The 15,701-nt window shown below is 72.8% G+C and carries 12 protein-coding genes; 5 read left to right on the forward strand and 7 right to left on the reverse strand.

The window, feature by feature from the left end; translation table 11 throughout:
* Positions 1-164: 164 nt before the first annotated feature.
* Positions 165-1,814 (forward strand): ribosomal protection-like ABC-F family protein, encoded by a 1,650-nt coding sequence (gene abc-f / locus GA0070608_RS23615; RefSeq protein WP_091630679.1) that lies wholly within the window; start codon positions 165-167, stop codon positions 1,812-1,814.
* A 9-nt stretch (positions 1,815-1,823) separates the two neighbouring features.
* Here the strand turns inward: abc-f and GA0070608_RS23620 are convergent, their stop codons facing one another.
* The 4 genes from GA0070608_RS23620 to GA0070608_RS23635 all read right to left on the reverse strand — a co-directional run bounded on the left by GA0070608_RS23620 (position 1,824) and on the right by GA0070608_RS23635 (position 5,490).
* Positions 1,824-2,723, reverse strand: a complete 900-nt coding sequence (locus GA0070608_RS23620; RefSeq protein ID WP_091630680.1) for a Gmad2 immunoglobulin-like domain-containing protein — start codon at positions 2,721-2,723, stop codon at positions 1,824-1,826.
* Positions 2,720-4,123: a sensor histidine kinase gene (locus GA0070608_RS23625; RefSeq protein WP_091630681.1), complete on the reverse strand. Its 1,404-nt coding sequence runs from the start codon at positions 4,121-4,123 to the stop codon at positions 2,720-2,722. Before GA0070608_RS23625 ends, GA0070608_RS23620 begins: the two co-directional genes overlap by 4 nt.
* 13 nt (positions 4,124-4,136) lie before the next feature.
* Positions 4,137-4,817, reverse strand: a complete 681-nt coding sequence (locus GA0070608_RS23630; RefSeq protein ID WP_091635977.1) for a response regulator transcription factor — start codon at positions 4,815-4,817, stop codon at positions 4,137-4,139.
* Between the two features lie 94 nt (positions 4,818-4,911).
* Complete coding sequence (locus tag GA0070608_RS23635; RefSeq protein WP_176733813.1) at positions 4,912-5,490, reverse strand: AMIN-like domain-containing (lipo)protein; 579 nt, start codon at positions 5,488-5,490, stop codon at positions 4,912-4,914.
* Positions 5,491-5,862: 372 nt separating this feature from the next.
* On the opposite strand from GA0070608_RS23635, the gene GA0070608_RS23640 reads away from it, so the two are divergent.
* The gene (locus tag GA0070608_RS23640) at positions 5,863-6,987 is read left to right on the forward strand and encodes a snapalysin family zinc-dependent metalloprotease (protein ID WP_411970846.1); all 1,125 of its coding nucleotides are present in this window, start codon (positions 5,863-5,865) and stop codon (positions 6,985-6,987) included.
* Positions 6,988-7,067: 80 nt separating this feature from the next.
* On the opposite strand, the gene GA0070608_RS23645 is transcribed toward GA0070608_RS23640, so the two are convergent.
* A complete protein-coding gene (locus GA0070608_RS23645) occupies positions 7,068-7,718 on the reverse strand; it encodes a C39 family peptidase (RefSeq protein WP_091630683.1) in 651 nt (216 codons plus the stop codon).
* Between the two features lie 391 nt (positions 7,719-8,109).
* A complete protein-coding gene (locus tag GA0070608_RS23650; RefSeq protein WP_091630684.1) occupies positions 8,110-10,974 on the reverse strand; it encodes an ATP-binding protein in 2,865 nt (954 codons plus the stop codon).
* A 237-nt stretch (positions 10,975-11,211) separates the two neighbouring features.
* On the opposite strand from GA0070608_RS23650, the gene htpG reads away from it, so the two are divergent.
* From htpG to GA0070608_RS23665, 3 genes are all read left to right on the forward strand, one after another.
* Positions 11,212-13,155, forward strand: a complete 1,944-nt coding sequence (htpG, locus tag GA0070608_RS23655; RefSeq protein WP_091630685.1) for a molecular chaperone HtpG — start codon at positions 11,212-11,214, stop codon at positions 13,153-13,155.
* Between the two features lie 107 nt (positions 13,156-13,262).
* Positions 13,263-14,192, forward strand: coding sequence for a diacylglycerol/lipid kinase family protein (locus GA0070608_RS23660; RefSeq protein WP_091630686.1), 930 nt, complete (start codon positions 13,263-13,265; stop codon positions 14,190-14,192).
* Positions 14,193-14,321: 129 nt separating this feature from the next.
* On the forward strand, positions 14,322-15,149 hold the full coding sequence (locus tag GA0070608_RS23665) for a DUF72 domain-containing protein (RefSeq protein ID WP_218107671.1): 828 nt from the start codon (positions 14,322-14,324) through the stop codon (positions 15,147-15,149).
* A gap of 45 nt (positions 15,150-15,194) precedes the next feature.
* Here the strand turns inward: GA0070608_RS23665 and GA0070608_RS23670 are convergent, their stop codons facing one another.
* A complete protein-coding gene (locus GA0070608_RS23670) occupies positions 15,195-15,692 on the reverse strand; it encodes a hypothetical protein (protein ID WP_141719537.1) in 498 nt (165 codons plus the stop codon).
* Positions 15,693-15,701: the final 9 nt, after the last annotated feature.

The raw sequence follows: 15,701 nt of genomic DNA on the forward strand, positions 1-15,701 counted from the left end.
CAGGGAGACCAGACATGGCGGGTGACGACGACATCTCCGGGTGACACCGGGAGGTGCCCGGCCACGGCAGGCGTTTCGACGCGCCGTGGTGACGGTCCGTCGTTTCCTGAATCCCGTCCCTCCGGGCGCCCCGGCGGCGCCCACCTCACCTCAAGGGCTTCCGCATGTCTGATGCGTTCATCGTCTGCTCGCGCCTCTCCTTCTCCTGGCCGGACGACACCCCGGTCTTCGACGGCCTGTCGTTCACCGTGGGCGCCGGTCGTACCGGCCTCGTCGCGCCGAACGGCGCCGGCAAGACCACGCTGCTCAAGCTGATCGCCGGCGAGCACCAACCCACCGGCGGGTCCGTGACCGTCGACGGGGTGCTCGGCTATCTGCCGCAGAGCCTTCCGCTGGCCGGCGACCTGACGGTGGCCGAGGTCATGGGGGTCGCGCCGGTGATCGAGGCGCTGCACGCCATCGAGTCCGGGGACGCCGACGAGGAGCACTTCACCACGATCGGTAACGACTGGGACGTCGAGGAGCGCACCCGCGCCCAACTGGACCGGCTCGGCCTCGACGACGTGGCCCTCACCCGGCCCCTGCACACGCTCAGCGGCGGTCAGGTCGTCTCCCTCGGCCTGGCGGCACAACTGCTGAGGCGGCCCGACGTCCTGCTGCTCGACGAGCCGACCAACAACCTGGACCTCGACGCCCGCCGCAAGCTGCACGCCGTACTGGAGGACTGGACCGGCTGCCTGCTGTTGGTCAGCCACGACCGGGCGCTGCTGGACCGGATGGACCGAATCCTCGAACTCGACCGGAGCGAGGTCCGCTCCTACGGCGGGAACTACACCGCCTACGAGGAAGCGGTAAGCGCCGAGCGGGAGGTCGCCGAGAAGAACATCCGCCACGCCGAGCAGGAGGTCAAGCGGGAGAAGCGGGAGATGCAGCAGGCCCGCGAGCGGGCCGAGCGCCGGGCCGGCAACGCCGCCCGCAACCTCAAGAGCGCCGGCCTGCCGAAGATCTTCGCCGGCACCATGAAGCGGGGCGCCCAGGAGTCGGCGGGCCGGGCGAACGAGACGCACGCCGCGCGGGTCAGCGACGCCAAGGCCCGGCTCGACGAGGCGGGCCGCGCTCTGCGCGAGGAGCAGCGGATCACGCTGGAGTTGCCCGGTACCAACCTCCCGGCCGGACGCACGGTCTTCCACGGCGAGGGGATGCAGGTCCGCTACACCGACCGTGCCCTGTTCGCCGGTGACGGCGTGGACCTCACGATCCGGGGGCCGGAGCGGATCGCGCTCACCGGGCCGAACGGCGCCGGCAAGTCCACCCTGCTGCGGATGGTCAACGGCGACGTGCCACCGGAGGGCGGCCGGACCAGGCGGGCCGACGGCCGGATCGCGTACCTGTCGCAGCGGCTGGACCTGCTGGATCTCGACCGCACGGTGGCGGAGAACCTGGCCGCGTTCGCGCCCGCGATGCCGGAGGCGCAGCGGATGACCCTCCTCGCCCGCTTCCTGTTCCGGGGCGCCCGCGCCCACCTGCCGGTCGGGGCGCTGTCCGGCGGCGAGCGGCTGCGCGCCACCCTGGCCTGCGTGCTGTTCGCCGAACCGGCGCCACAGTTGCTCCTGCTCGACGAGCCGACCAACAACCTGGACCTGGTCAGCGTCGGTCAGTTGGAGAGCGCGCTCGACGCGTACGAGGGCGCGTTCGTGGTGATCAGCCACGACGAACGGTTCCTTGCGGCGATCGGGGTGGACCGTTGGCTGCGGCTCGCCGACGGGCGGCTGCGGGAGACCGGCGCCCCCGCCGGCGTCACGTCGGAGTCGTGACCGGGGACGTCAGCCGGGTGGGGTGAGGGTGACGGGCACCGTGACCACGTGGGTCCGCGTCCCGTCGTCGGCCGATACCTCGTACACCTCGATCGTGCCGGCCTGCTCCCGCGGCACCCGGTAGGTCACGGCGATCCGGTAGTCGCCCCGGCAGCCCGTCCCGCAGGTGGCCGTGGTGAAGGCGGTCGCCACCGCCTGGCCGGCGGCGTCGAGCACCCGGACCGTGACGGTCGCCTCGAACACGTCGGCGCTGCCGGCGACGGTGACCGGGCTGCCGACCCGCTCGCCGATGGCCGGGCCGGTGACCAGGATCGGCGGTAGCAGGTCCGGGTAGTCGCCCCGGCCGAGCGGGGGACCGGCGGCGAAGCGCACCTGCCGAACGGTGGGGAACTGGGTGAGCGTGTAGACCACCTGCGCCTCGCGCAGCCGCCGTGTCGTCGGGTCGCCGCCGGCCGGGGCGGGCGCGACCGTCGCCACGCCGGCGGCGATGCCGGTGACCTCGCCGCCAGCGGGCAGCAGGGTGCTCAGCCCGGTGGCGGCCTCCACCGGCGTCGGCCCGGCGGCCAGCTCGGCCAGCGCCAGGCGGGACGTCGCCACGGTGGCCGGCCGGGTGCGCCGGGTCGGCGCGATCCGCCCGTCCCGGACGTACCACAGCTCAACGGTGACCGTCTCCGGGCGGGCCGGCCCGGCGGTGGTCGACGTGGGCGGGGCCGACGGACCGGGCCCGGCCGGCGGTGGTGGCGGCGTGGTGGGCGGCGCCGTGATGGGCGGCGGCGCCGATGCGACGGGGGTGGTGGCCGGCGGCGGCGCGGTGGGCGCGGGGCCGAGTGAGCCGGACCGGGGCGTGGCGCATCCGGTGGGCAGGAGTGCGGCGGCGAGCAGGGCGGCGACCACGGTAGGCCGGCTCATCCCGCACCGTCCGGGGCCGGCTGTCGTGGCTCGGCCGGCAGGTCCAGGCGGAAACGGGTGAGCACCCCGGGTTCGCTGTGCACGCCCAGCCGCCCGCCGAGCAGGTGGGCGTTGTCCCGGGCGATGGCCAGGCCCAGCCCGCTGCCCCGGCCGGAGCGGGCCGGGTCCACCTTGTGGAAGCGGTCGAACAGGCGCGGCAGGTGCGCGGCCGGGATGCCCGGGCCCCGGTCGGTGACCTCGAAGACGACCAGCGGCCCGTCGCCGACCACGCTGGCCCGGATCTCGCCGGCGCCGTGCTCGACCGCGTTGGCGATCAGGTTCGCCAGCACCCGCTCCAACCGGCGCGGGTCGGTGCGCAACGGGACGGGCACGCCGGCGACCAGCACCCGGTCCGACCAACCGCGCGCCGCGACGATCGCCCGCAGCAGGGCGACCGGGTCCACGTCGGCGACGGAGAGCCGTTCCTGCCCGGCGTCCAGCCGGGAGATCTCCATCAGGTCCTCGACCAGCCGGCGCAGCCGGACCACGTCGGCGACCAGCAGCTCCGCCGCGCGTCGCGCGTCGCCCGGCAACTGGTCGAGGTGCTCGCGCAGCAGCGACGCCGCGGCCACCAGGGCGGTCGCGGGGGTACGCAGCTCGTGCGCGACGTCGGCGGTGAACCGCCGCTCCCGGGCCTGGGCGGCGGACAACGCCTCGATCTTGGACTCCAGCGCCTCGGCCATCTCGTTGAACGACGCGGCCCAGACGCTGAACTCGTCGCGTCCCTGCACCGGCAGGCGGGTGTCGAGCAGGCCCTCCGTGAGCGCCCGCGCGGCCCGGCTGGCCCGGCTGACCGGCTCCAGCGTGCGCCGGGCGAGCGTGTGCCCCACCCCGGCGGCGAGCAGCACCACCAGCACCCAGCCGGCCAGCAGCGACGTGCGCAGCTGGTCCAGGCCGGCGGCGAGGTCGTCCTCGACGGTGACGACGTACAGCTCGGCCGTCGAGCCGGGGACACGCCCGCCGACCACGAGCAGCCGGGGCCGGGCCTGCGGCAACGACCGCTCGTACCCGAGCTGTCCGGCCGCGACGGTGGCCCGAAGCCGTGCGCCCAGCGGTGGCGCGTACGTCCGGTGGGAGGGCAGCGCCTCCCCGTCGACGAGCACCACGTGCCGGCCGCTGCCCTCGAAGCTGGTCAGCAGTTCGCCGCGACGCTGGTCGGTCAGTGGCAGGAACTGTCCGGCCAGGACGAGCCGGTAGCGGGCGTCGGCCGCTGCCTGGTGCAGCGAGGCGTCGTAACGGGCCTGCCGCAGCAGCAGCCAGGACCCGCCGGCCAGCAACCCGGCGGAGACGCCGGCGACGAGCACGAACGCGATGGTCAACCGGCGCCGCAGGCGACCCGGCGGTACGGCGCGGCCGGCCATCGCGTACGCCCCCTCAGCCCGGCGAAAGCTTGTAGCCGGCCCCGCGCACGGTCCGTACGAGCCGGGGGTGGGCGGGGTCGTCCTCGACCTTGGCGCGCAGCCGCTGCACCGCCACGTCGACCAGCCGGGAGTCGCCGAGGAAGCCGTGCTGCCACACCCGGTCCAGCAGCAGCTCCCGGGTGAAGACCTGGCCGGGGCGGCGGGCGAGTTCCAGCAGCAGGCGGAACTCGGTGGCGGTCAGCGCGATCTCCCGCCCGCCCTTGCGGGCCACGAAGCTGCCCGGGTCGATCTCCAGCCCACCGACCTCGATGACGGTGGTGCCGACGGGGGCACTCGCGCGGCGCAGCACCGACCGGACCCGGGCCACCAGCTCCGGCAGGTCGAACGGCTTGCGCAGGTAGTCGTCGGCGCCGCACTCCAGGCCGACGACCACGTCGACGGTGTCGGTGCGGGCGGTCAGCATCAGGATCGGCACGCCGCTGGTCCGGCGGATCTCCCGGCAGACCTCGAAGCCGTCCAGGCCGGGGAGCATGACGTCGAGCACGATCAGGTCGGGCGGCCGGGCACGCCAGGCGGCGAGCGCCTCCCGCCCGTCCCGTGCGGTGTCGACCCGGAAACCGGCGCGGCGCAGCCCGAGGGCGGTGACCTCCCGGATGGAGGCATCGTCCTCGACGACCAGCACGCGGCCCTCCACCACCTGAGGGTAGCCCCGCGACCACCCGCGCCGACCTGGCGAAACGGACGGTGTCGGGGGTCCGGCCGGCGCCGGAACCCCGACACCGTGGTGGTCACTGCTGCCACCGGTGCGCCACGTCGAGCACGATCCGGCTGTGTGTGCCGGGGCCGGCCAGCACGGTCACCCGGAACGGCAGGCGGGCTCGCACGCCGACCGCGAAGGTCGTGTAGCCCTCGAAGCTGCCGCCGAACACCACGTCCCGCAGGGTCGGGTGGCGCAGCAGGTTCGCGACGTGCTCGCCGACCCGGTACGGCACGGTGCCGACGTGCCCGTCGTCGTACGCCGGGGCTTGCAGGGAGACCCGCAGCAGCTCGTCGCCGGCGGTGTACGGCGACAGCGGCAGGCCCTCGCCCTCGGTCCAGGTCTCGCCGTAACCGACCGTGTGGCCGCTGACCGGCCCGGCGAACTCGAACACCACCCGGTCGAAGCAGTCGTGCCGCCCGACGCGCACGTCGACCAGCGGCGCGTCGCTCAACGTGCCGGCCGCCTTCGGCGCGCTGCCCCAGGTGATCCCGCAGTACGGCGCCCCGGTCGCCGCCGCCGTGGTGGTCGCCGCCGCGCCGGGGGCGGCACCGGCCATGAGCCCGGCGAGCACCACGACCAGGGCCGTCAGTCCACTTCTGATCTTCATCGTCTTCTCCCGTGATCTCGTTCCTCCGTGGTGACCGGCCTCGTCGCCGGGTCGTCGGATCCACGGTGGAACCGCCGCACGGCAGCAGCTTCGCCGTGCGGTAACGCCCACGTAACGCTGCCGGCCAGCCCGGCGGCGGTCCCGTGCCCGCTGCCTTTGCCGGGGTCGGAAGGCCGGTGGGAGGGCGCTCGGGGCGGGCCGGTATGACGGTTCCGTTATGCCGCATATCGGCGGCCCTCGCTCTAGCATCTACGTACATCGATGACCGGCGGTGGCATGCCGCCGGCCAACTCAGGGAGTGCGTGTATGTTCCGACGACAACTGCTGCGCGCGGCGACCGCCGCGCTGGCGGCGGTGCTGGCCGCGACCGGGATGCAGGTCGCCACCGACACGAGCGCGTCCGCCGCCGCCCGCACCGTCTACTACGACGCGAGCCGGGCCGGTGAGTTCCGCACCAACTTCGACCAGGCCGCAACCATCTGGAACAGCCGGGTCAGCAACGTCCAGCTGGTCGCCCGCACGCCGGGCAACGTCACCATCTACGTCGACAGCGGCTGGCCGCGCGCGCAGGTCAGCGGGCTCGGCTCCGGCCGGGTCTGGATGGGCTGGACCGCCGTCAACCAGGGGTACGACCGCACCCGCATCGCCACCCACGAGCTCGGCCACATCCTCGGCCTGCCCGACCGGCGTACCGGGCTCTGCACCGACCTGATGTCCGGCAGCAGCGCGCCGGTCTCCTGCCGCAACGCGAACCCGAGCGCCGCCGAGGCCGCCAGGGTGAACCAGCTCTTCGCCGGTGGTCTGGCCGCGTCGGAGGTGCCCACCGGCACCTTCTCGTGGAACGACACGGACGACATCTCGCCGCAGGTGGTCAACGGCCGGCCGGCCAGCGAGAACTACCCGTGGATGGTGTACGTCTCCGGCTGCACCGGCACCCTGATCAAGGCCAACTGGGCGGTCACCGCCAAGCACTGCGGCACGCCCTCCTCGGTGCGGGTCGGCAGCGTCAACCGCAGCAGCGGCGGCACCGTCGTCTCGGTGATCCGGGCGGTGAACCACCCGAGCGTCGACGTGAAGCTGCTGCAACTGTCCAGCTCGGTCAGCTACGCCCCGGCGCCGATCCCGACCACCTCCGGCGCGGTCGGCACCGCCACCCGCATCATCGGCTGGGGCCAGACCTGTGCCCCCCGGGGCTGTGGCGGCGCCCCGATCGTCGCGAACGAGCTGGACACCTCGATCGTGGCGGACAGCCGGTGCCTCGGCATCAACGGCCCGTACGAGATCTGCACCAACAACACCAACGGCAACGCGGGCGCCTGCTACGGCGACTCGGGCGGCCCGCAGGTGCGCCGGATCAACGGGGCGTGGGCCCTGATCGGCGCCACCAGCCGGGCCGGCAACAACAACTCCACCTGCGCCACCGGCCCGTCCATCTACGTGGACCTGCCGTCCATCCGGTCCTGGATCAACACCCAGGTCGGCGGCCTGCCGGTCTGACCCACCCTGGTAACGGCACATGACGACAAGGGCCGACCCCCTGTGGGTCGGCCCTTGTCGTAGGTGCTGCGTGTGGTGGGTCAGGAGGTGTAGCCGCGGGTGGCGATCCAGTCGGCGAGGTTGTCGACGCTCATCCGGTAGGAGGCCTGGTTCGGGTCGGCCGAGTCGGAGATCGTCACGGTGTTGCCGTTGTCGCGGTAGCCGACGACGCTGACGTAGTGGCCGCCTTCGAAGGAGTGGGTGGTGCCGTCGGTGTCGGTGGCGGTGCCGGCGATGTTGGCGACCACGGCGTGGCCCTCGTCGACGGCCTTGACGATGTCGGTGCGCAGGGTGTCGGTCTGCTTGTCGTCGGCCTTGGGCTCGCGGATCTCCACGGACCGGTAGGCGTCCTTGCCGCTTTCCTTGTTCAGGACGGGGGTGATGTCGTTGATGGAGTCGGTGCCGGCCTCGGTGGTGCCCATCCGCTTGGCCATGGCGTCGACGTCGATGTTCTTGCCCTGCACGCTCAGCGCGTTGCGGGCGGCGGCGGGGCCGCAGTAGAAGAAGTTCGGCTGGGCCTCGTAGCGGACATCCAGCTCACGCTCGCCGTTCTTGCGGTCCTGGCTGACCGACACCGGCTTGCCCTCGGTGGGGGCGGCGTGGGCGGCGGTGATCGGGCCGGCGATGGCGCCGCCGGTGAAGGCGAGCCCGGCGACGGTCAGGGCGGTCTTGCGGAAGATGTCGGTACGCATGATGACAGCACCTTTCGATCGGGGGTACCCGGACGCACACCAGAGGGGGGCGGGTGCACCACGGGGGTGAGGAAAGGTTCTACGTCAGGCAGGTCCCCGGCGAGGGCCGGAGCGCGTTCCCGGGGATACAACCACCCGGGCAGGCCACACATTCCATCGGCCATGAGCGCCGGGCGGTACTTCGTGGTCCGGGGGATGTAACCACGCCGGCCCGGCTCGCATTCCGCCGACCACCCGGCCGACGAAGGACCGGGTCACGCGGCCACGATGGTTACAACGACCCGGCACCCCGAACCATGCCCACCCGGCCCGTGGCGCCCGCCACCACACCAGTCACGAATCGGACATCGACCCCCGAACCGCCAACAAGGCCCACGCCGGCCGACACGCCTCAGGGGGTGGGCGGCAGGCGGCGTTCGATGGTGACGGTGGTGCCTTCGGCGGTGGAGACCATCCGTACGTCGCCGTATGCGTTCATCAGCGTGGCGCCCCGCCCCCGGTCCATGGCCGGGCGACGGTCCCGCCAGGTGCCGAAGTCGCGCACCGAGATCCGTACCGTGGCGTCGGCCACCCGCAGCCGTACCCGCACCTCGGGGCGGGTCGGGCGTTGGGCGTGCTCGACGGCGTTGTTGACCGCCTCGGAGGCGGCCAGCAGGAGATCCGCCACGGTGTCCGGATCGACGTCCAGGCCTTCCAGCGAGGCCCGCACGTCCCGACGCATCGCGGCAGCCGACGTGGGCTGTGACGGGTACGTCCAGCCGGTGTCCAGCGCGGTCAGGTGATCGGGAGCCGGCCACCGACCCCCGTTGTGCGCCCGGCCCTCGCTCCCGCCGACCGACGGACCGCTGTCCGGCACGGAGGCCGGACCGCCACCCAGGGGCGGTGAGTCGTCCGAAGCGTCTCCCGTGCCCGAGGCACCGTCGCCGGCCCCGGCCGCCGAGCCGGCAGCGGGCTCGAAGGAGCCGCCCGGACCAGGCATCGCGTCGGCTCGGCGGTGCCCACGGGTGCGAACGCCGTGCAGGATCGCCCGGATCCGGGCGATCAGCTCGGCTGCGGTGAAGGGCTTGACGACGTAGTCGTCGGCGCCCAGGTCGAGCCCCTCCACGCTGGCGTCCCCGCCGGCACGCGCGGAGAGCACCACCACCGGCAGCGCCCGGGTGTCGGCCTGCCCGCGCAGCCGACGGACCAGTTCGAAGCCGTCGACGTCGGGCATCATCACGTCGGTGAGCACCAGGTCGGGCTGTTCCCGGCGGATCGCCGCCAGGGCCTGCCGGCCGTCACCGACCGTCTCCACCCGCCAGCCCTGCCCGCCCAGCAACCGGGCCAGGTACGCGCGCATGTCGGCGTTGTCATCGGCGACCAGGATCCGCACGCCCCGCAGCGCGTCCACCGGACCGTACGCCGGCACCGGCGGCCCGGCCGGCGCGGACGCCCCCGCCTGTGCCGGGTCGGTCAGCCAGCCGGTCGTCTCCTGGACGGCGGCCCGGGCCGCGTCACCGACCCCGCCCACGTCGGCAACCGGCCCGGCGGTCCACCCGGTGGTGGACCAGGGCATTGCCACGGTGAACGTCGTCCCCGCCCCGACCTGGCTCTCCACCCGCACGTCGCCGCCTTCGAGGCGGGCCAGCTCGCGGACCAGGGCGAGCCCGATGCCGGTGCCCTCGTGGCTACGCGACCGGGCGCCCTGCACCCGGTGGAAGCGTTCGAAGAGCCGGGTCAGATCCGTCTCGGCGATGCCGATGCCCGTGTCGGCGACGGTCAGCCGCACCTCCTCGTCGTCGGCGGTCAGCGCGACCCGGATCCGGCCGACGAAGGTGTACTTCAGTGCGTTCGACAGCAGGTTGGTGACGATACGTTCCCAGTTGACCGGGTCCACGGAGACCGCGCGGGGCAGCGGCGGGCAGTCGACCTCCAGGCGAAGCCCGGCGCGTTCGACGGCCGCCCGGAAGACGCTGGCCAACTCCGTGGTGAGACCGGCCAGGTCGACCTCGCGAGCCTCGCTGCGCGCCTGTCCGGCCTCCAGGCTGGAGAAGGTGAGCAGGCTGTTGACCAGGGTGAGCAGCCGGGTGGCGTTGCGCCAGGCGGTGTCGACCCGCTCCCGCTGGGTCGCCGGCAGCGGATGCTCGTTGTCGTTGAGGGCGTCGGTCAGCGGGCCGAGCATCAGCGTCAGCGGCGTCCGGAACTCGTGGCTGACGTTGGTGAAGAAACCGGTCTTGACCCGGTCCAGTTCGGCGAGCGCCTCGGCCCGCCGGCGCTCCTGCTCGTACGCCCGCGCGTTGCGCACGGCGACGGCCACCTGCTGGGCCAGCAGCGCGTAGAACGACCGGTACGCCTCGTCCAGCCGTCGGCTCGGGCTGACCCCGACCAGCACCATCCCGAGCTGCTGGTCGGCCTCGACGGAGGGCAGCGGCAGGGCGAGGGCGGTGCGGACCGGGTCGCCCCACGGGCCGGCGGGCAGGGCGAGCCGCTGGTCGAAGCCGGCCAACTCGATCGTCGTGCCGGTGGCGGTGGCCGCCAGCCCCCACTCCAGCTCAGGCCCCCACCCGTGGTTCTGGCCGGTCGGCAGCGTGGCGGGCAGGGCTGCGGCCACGGGCTCGCCGCCGACACAGGCGGCCCGGCGCAGCAGCGCGCCCTCGCGTAGGTAGATCGCGGCGAACGGGACGTCCAGCGGGTACCCGCCGACGGCCTCGGTGAGCCGGGCGCAGGTGCTCTCGACGTCGACGGTCCGCCCGTCGCCGCCGATGGACAGGTCGCGCAGCAGGCGCAGCCGGCGCTCGCCGACGACCTGGTCGGTGACCTCGCTGCACACGGTGAGCACCCCCACCGTGCGTCCCTCGTCGTCGCGGGCGGGGGCGTGCGAGACGCTGAAGTACGCCTCCTCGCGGTAGCCGGCCCGGTCGAGCAGCAGCCGCAGGGCCGGCACCCAGCTGGCGACCCCGGTCGCCATCGCCTCGTCGATCAGAGGGGCCAGCACGTCCCAGCCCTCGGCCAGGGTGACCCGCACGTCGCCGCCGAGGGCACCGGGGTGCTTGGCGCCGATCAGGGCCGAGTACGCGTCGTTGTAGAGCTGGGTGAACCGGTCACCCCACAACAGCAGCATCGGGTAGCGGGAGGAGAGCACCATCCGGACGGCGGCGCGCAGGCTCTGCGGCCAGCCGTCGACCGGGCCGAGCGGGGTGGCGGACCAGTCCAGGCCCGCCATGAGCCGCCCGGTCTCACCACCGTCGGCGAACAGGTCCCCCGTGGGTCGCGTCACCCTCGGTCGCACCTCATCGCAGCCCTCACTTCCGGGCCCCGACGACCCCTGCTGGCATTTCCCGCACATCCTGGCACCCGGCTTCAGCTGCACGTCCGCCGGCACCCCAGCGCGTCTCCGTACCCAGCCGTCCGGGTGTCCACACCTTGACGTGGCAGATCGCCGACCGGTGTCGGTCGACCGCAGTCCCGTCGTCCCGCCGTCGGTGGCGGCTCGTATCCTTTCCGCGAACCTTCGATGGGCTTTCGAGGATTGAAAGGACGCGGTGTGAGCAATCGGGCCGAGACGTTGGAGTTCCAGGCCGAGGCGCGTCAGCTGCTCCAGCTGATGGTCCACTCGATCTATTCGAACAAGGACGTCTTCCTGCGGGAGTTGATCTCGAACGCCTCGGACGCGCTGGACAAGCTGCGGCTGGCGTCGATGGTCGACAAGGAGCTGGAGGTCGACACCTCCGACCTGCACGTCGAGATCGAGGTCGACCGGGCGGCACGCACGCTGACCGTCCGGGACAACGGCGTCGGCATGTCCCGCGACGAGGTGGTCCAGGTGATCGGCACGATCGCCAAGTCGGGAACCGCCGAGCTGCTGCGCAAGCTGCGCGAGTCCTCCGACTCCGGGGCGCGGCAGGAGCTGATCGGCCAGTTCGGGGTGGGCTTCTACGCGGCGTTCATGGTCGCCGACCGGGTGGAGCTGGTGACCCGCCGGGCGGGGGAGAGCGGCGGCACCCGCTGGGAGTCGGCCGGCGAGGGCACCTACTCCGTCGAGTCGGTCGACGAGGCGCCGCAGGGCACTTCGGTGACGCTGCACCTCAAGCCGGCCGACGACGAGGACAACCTGCACGACTACACCGCCGAGTGGACGATCCGGGAGATCGTCAAGCGTTACTCGGACTTCATCGCCTGGCCGATCCGGATGACCGTCGAGCGCCCCGGCGAGGGCGACGAGACCAGCACCGAGACCCAGACGCTCAACTCGATGAAGGCGCTCTGGGCCCGGCCCCGCGACGAGGTCGACGAGGCCGAGTACAACGAGTTCTACAAGCACGTCAGCCGCGACTGGGCCGACCCGCTGGACATCGTGCACATGAGGGGCGAGGGCACCTTCGAGTACGAGGCGTTGCTGTTCATTCCCTCGCACGCGCCGCTGGACCTGTTCTCCCCGCAGGGCCGCCGCGGCGTGCAGCTCTACGTCAAGCGCGTCTTCATCATGGACGACTGCGAAGCGCTCATGCCGAACTACCTGCGCTTCGTCAAGGGTGTCGTGGACGCGCACGACCTGTCGCTGAACATCTCCCGGGAGATCCTCCAGCAGGACCGCCAGATCCAGGTCGTCCGCCGCCGGCTGGTCAAGAAGATCCTGGCCACGGTCAAGGACATGAAGGCCAACCACGCCGAGCGCTACCGGACCTTCTGGACCGAGTTCGGGGCCGTGGTCAAGGAGGGGCTGATCGACGACACGGAGAACCAGGGCACCCTCCTGGAGATCCTGTCGGTCGCCTCCACCAACGACCCGGCCGAGCCCACCGACCTCGCCGGCTACGTCGGGCGGATGAAGGACGGGCAGGCCGACATCTACTACGCCACCGGCGACTCCCGCGCGATGATCGAGAACTCGCCGCACATGGAGGCGTTCCACGCCAAGGGCTACGAGGTACTGCTGCTCACCGACCAGGTCGACGAGGTGTGGATCGAGCGCGTCGGCCAGTACGACGGCAGGACCCTGCGCTCCATCGCCAAGGGCGACGTCGACCTGGACACCGAGGAGGAGAAGAAGGAGGCCGAGGCCGAGCGCGAGCAGCAGCGCAAGGAATTCGCCGACCTGCTCACCTGGATGGGCGTCACCCTCGCCGACTCCGTCAAGGAGGTCCGCCTCTCGTCCCGGCTGACCACCTCGCCCGCCTGTGTAGTCGGCGACGCCCACGACATCACCCCGACGCTGGAGAAGATGTACCGGGCGATGGGGCACGAGGTGCCGGCGGTCAAGCGGATCCTGGAGCTCAACCCCGGGCATCCGCTGGTCACCGGTCTGCGCAAGGCGCACGAGCAGGGCGGTGCCGAGGAGTCGCTGAAGGAGACCGCCGAACTGCTCCACGGCCTGGCGCTGCTCGCCGAGGGCGGAGAGCTGGCCGACCCGTCCCGGTTCACCCGCCTCCTCGCCGACCGTCTGGCTCGCAGCCTGTAGCGCCAACCGCACCGACCGGTCGGCGGGGCGCCATGGTGCGCCCCGCCGACCGGATCTCCCCACTGCGGCGGAATGGAAACCGCGCGGGCTGGGTATCACCGGCGGCCATGAGCGCGAGCACCGTGGTGGGCGACGAACCGGCGACTGCCGTCCGGATGGGCACGGTCGCGGTCGTCGCCCACCGGAAGAAGACCCTCGGCGGCGGCCTCGACGAGCTGCGCGCCGAGCTGGCCGGCGCGGTCGAGCAGCTGATCTGGTACGAGGTGCCGAAGAGCCGCAAGGCGCCGAAGAAGGTCCGCAAGGCGCTGAGGAAGGGCGCCGAGCTGATCTTCGTGTGGGGTGGCGACGGCATGGTGCAGCGCTGCGCCGACGCCCTCGCCGGCTCCGGCACTCCCATGGCCATCGTGCCCGCCGGCACCGCCAACCTCTTCGCCGCCAACCTCGGCATCCCCGAGGACCTGCGCGAGGCTGTCCGGATCGGCCTGCACGGCCCGCGACGCACCCTCGACCTGGGCAGGATCAACGGCGAGCACTTCGCCGTGATGGCCGGCGCCGGCTTCGACGGCGACCTGATCCGGGAGGCCGACCGCGACCTCAAGGGCAGGTTCGGCCGCCTGGCCTACATGTGGACGGGGCTGCGGCACGTACGCGGCGAACTGGTCCACACCCGGATCACCGTCGACGGCGCGGACTGGTTCGACGGCGACGCGAGCTGCGTGCTCTTCGGTAACGTCGGCACCATCACCGGCGGGATCCCCGCCTTCGACGACGCCCGCCCCGACGACGGCTGCCTGGAGATCGGCGTGTCCACCGCCGACGGCGCGGTGGACTGGGCGCGCACCCTGGGTCGGATGGCCGCCGGCCGCTCGGAGGAGTCACCTTTCCTGCGGATCACCCGGGGCCGCAAGATCAAGGTCCGGCTGGCCGCGCCGCGCACGTACGAACTTGACGGCGGCGCCCGTGGGGAGATCACCAGGCTCAAGGTGCGGGTGGTGTCCGGCGCGCTGACCGTCTGCTGCCCCGAAGCCATCTCCTGAGACCGGTCCGCACCGTCCACCGCGTCGGCGGCACCCGCACGCTGGGATACCGTACCCGCGGCGCGGGCCGCACCGCGCCGGGCCGTCGAGCGGTGGGAGGATCGGATGCGCCTGCACGTGGGATGCGCGATGTGGACGCACAAGTCCTGGCAGGGGCGCTTCCTGGAGCACCCGCTGCCGGCCCACGAGCGGCTGCGCGCGTACGCCGGCTGGTGCACCGCGGTGGAGGGGAACACCACCTTCTACGCGACCCCCACCCCGGAGACCGTGGCGTCGTGGGCGCGGCAGACCGACCCCTACTTCCGGTTCGTGCCCAAGCTGCCGAAGGTCGTCACGCACGAACGCCGGCTCACCGGCGCCGACGAGGAACTCAGCGCCTTCCTGGACGCCGTCGAGCCCCTCGGCCCACGGGCCCACGCTCTCTGGATCCAGTTGCCGGGCTCGTTCGGCCCCACCGACGTACCCGCGCTGGCCCGCTTCCTGCGCGGGCTGCCCACCGCCCACCGGTACGCCGCGGAGGTCCGCCACCCCGCGTTCTTCGACGACCCGCGGGCGGCGCGGACGTTGGAGGAGGCGCTCGCCACGGTCGGCGCGGAGTGGATCCCGTTCGACACGACCGCGTTCTTCCGTACCCCGCCGACCAGCGACGCGGAACGGGAGGCGTGGACCAGGAAGCCGCGTACCCCACTGCGTACCCGCGCGCTGACCGACCGGCCGATCGTCCGGTATCTCGGCCGGGACGACCCCGCACGCACGGTCGAGGGCTGGCAGCCGTGGCTCGACGTGGTGACCGGCTGGCTGCGCGAGGGCCGTTCGCCGACCGTGTTCGTGCACACCCCGGACAACGCCGACGCGCCCGACCTCGCCCGCCGGTTCCACGACGAGGTCCGGGTGCGCCTGCCCGAGGTCGAGCCGCTGCCCGAGCCGATGCCGGTCGGGCCGTCGACGCTGTTCTGAACGGATCGGCCCGGGCAGGTTCGGTGCTCCGAGGAGAAGGCCGGCCTACAGGTGGTCCAGGCGGATGAAGACGCGGTCGTGGACCTCCCAGCTGGCGTGCTGGTCCGGGTGGAGTTCGTCGTGGGTCTGCCCCCTCATGATGCCCTGGCCGAACGTGGTGGAGTGCCCGTCGTGCAGGTGCGGGTCGCTGGTGTAGATGCCTCGGGTGCCGTTGTTCCAGGCGATGGTCATCGAGAGTTGCTCGCCCACGACAGTGCCCGTGACGTTGTCGCATCGGACGTTTCCCGAGTGGCTCGCCGTTCCCCAGACGGTCTGCCCGTCCTGATGCAGCCTGACGTGGGCGATGTAGCCGTTGCTCTGCACGATCTTGAGGTCGCCCTCGACGTTGATCGCGCTGGGGCGGGGCGCGTCGGCCGGCTTGATGTCGCCGTCGCCGCCGCCGTCGCGCCGCACCACCAGGTCGGGCTGGCTGAGCATGTCGCGCTGCGCCACCAGGTCCCCGATGCGCACCGGCCGCTCGGCGCGCGAGAAACGGTCCGTCATGGTCACCAG

This window comes from Micromonospora peucetia, from assembly GCF_900091625.1.
GTDB classification, from domain to species: domain Bacteria; phylum Actinomycetota; class Actinomycetes; order Mycobacteriales; family Micromonosporaceae; genus Micromonospora; species Micromonospora peucetia.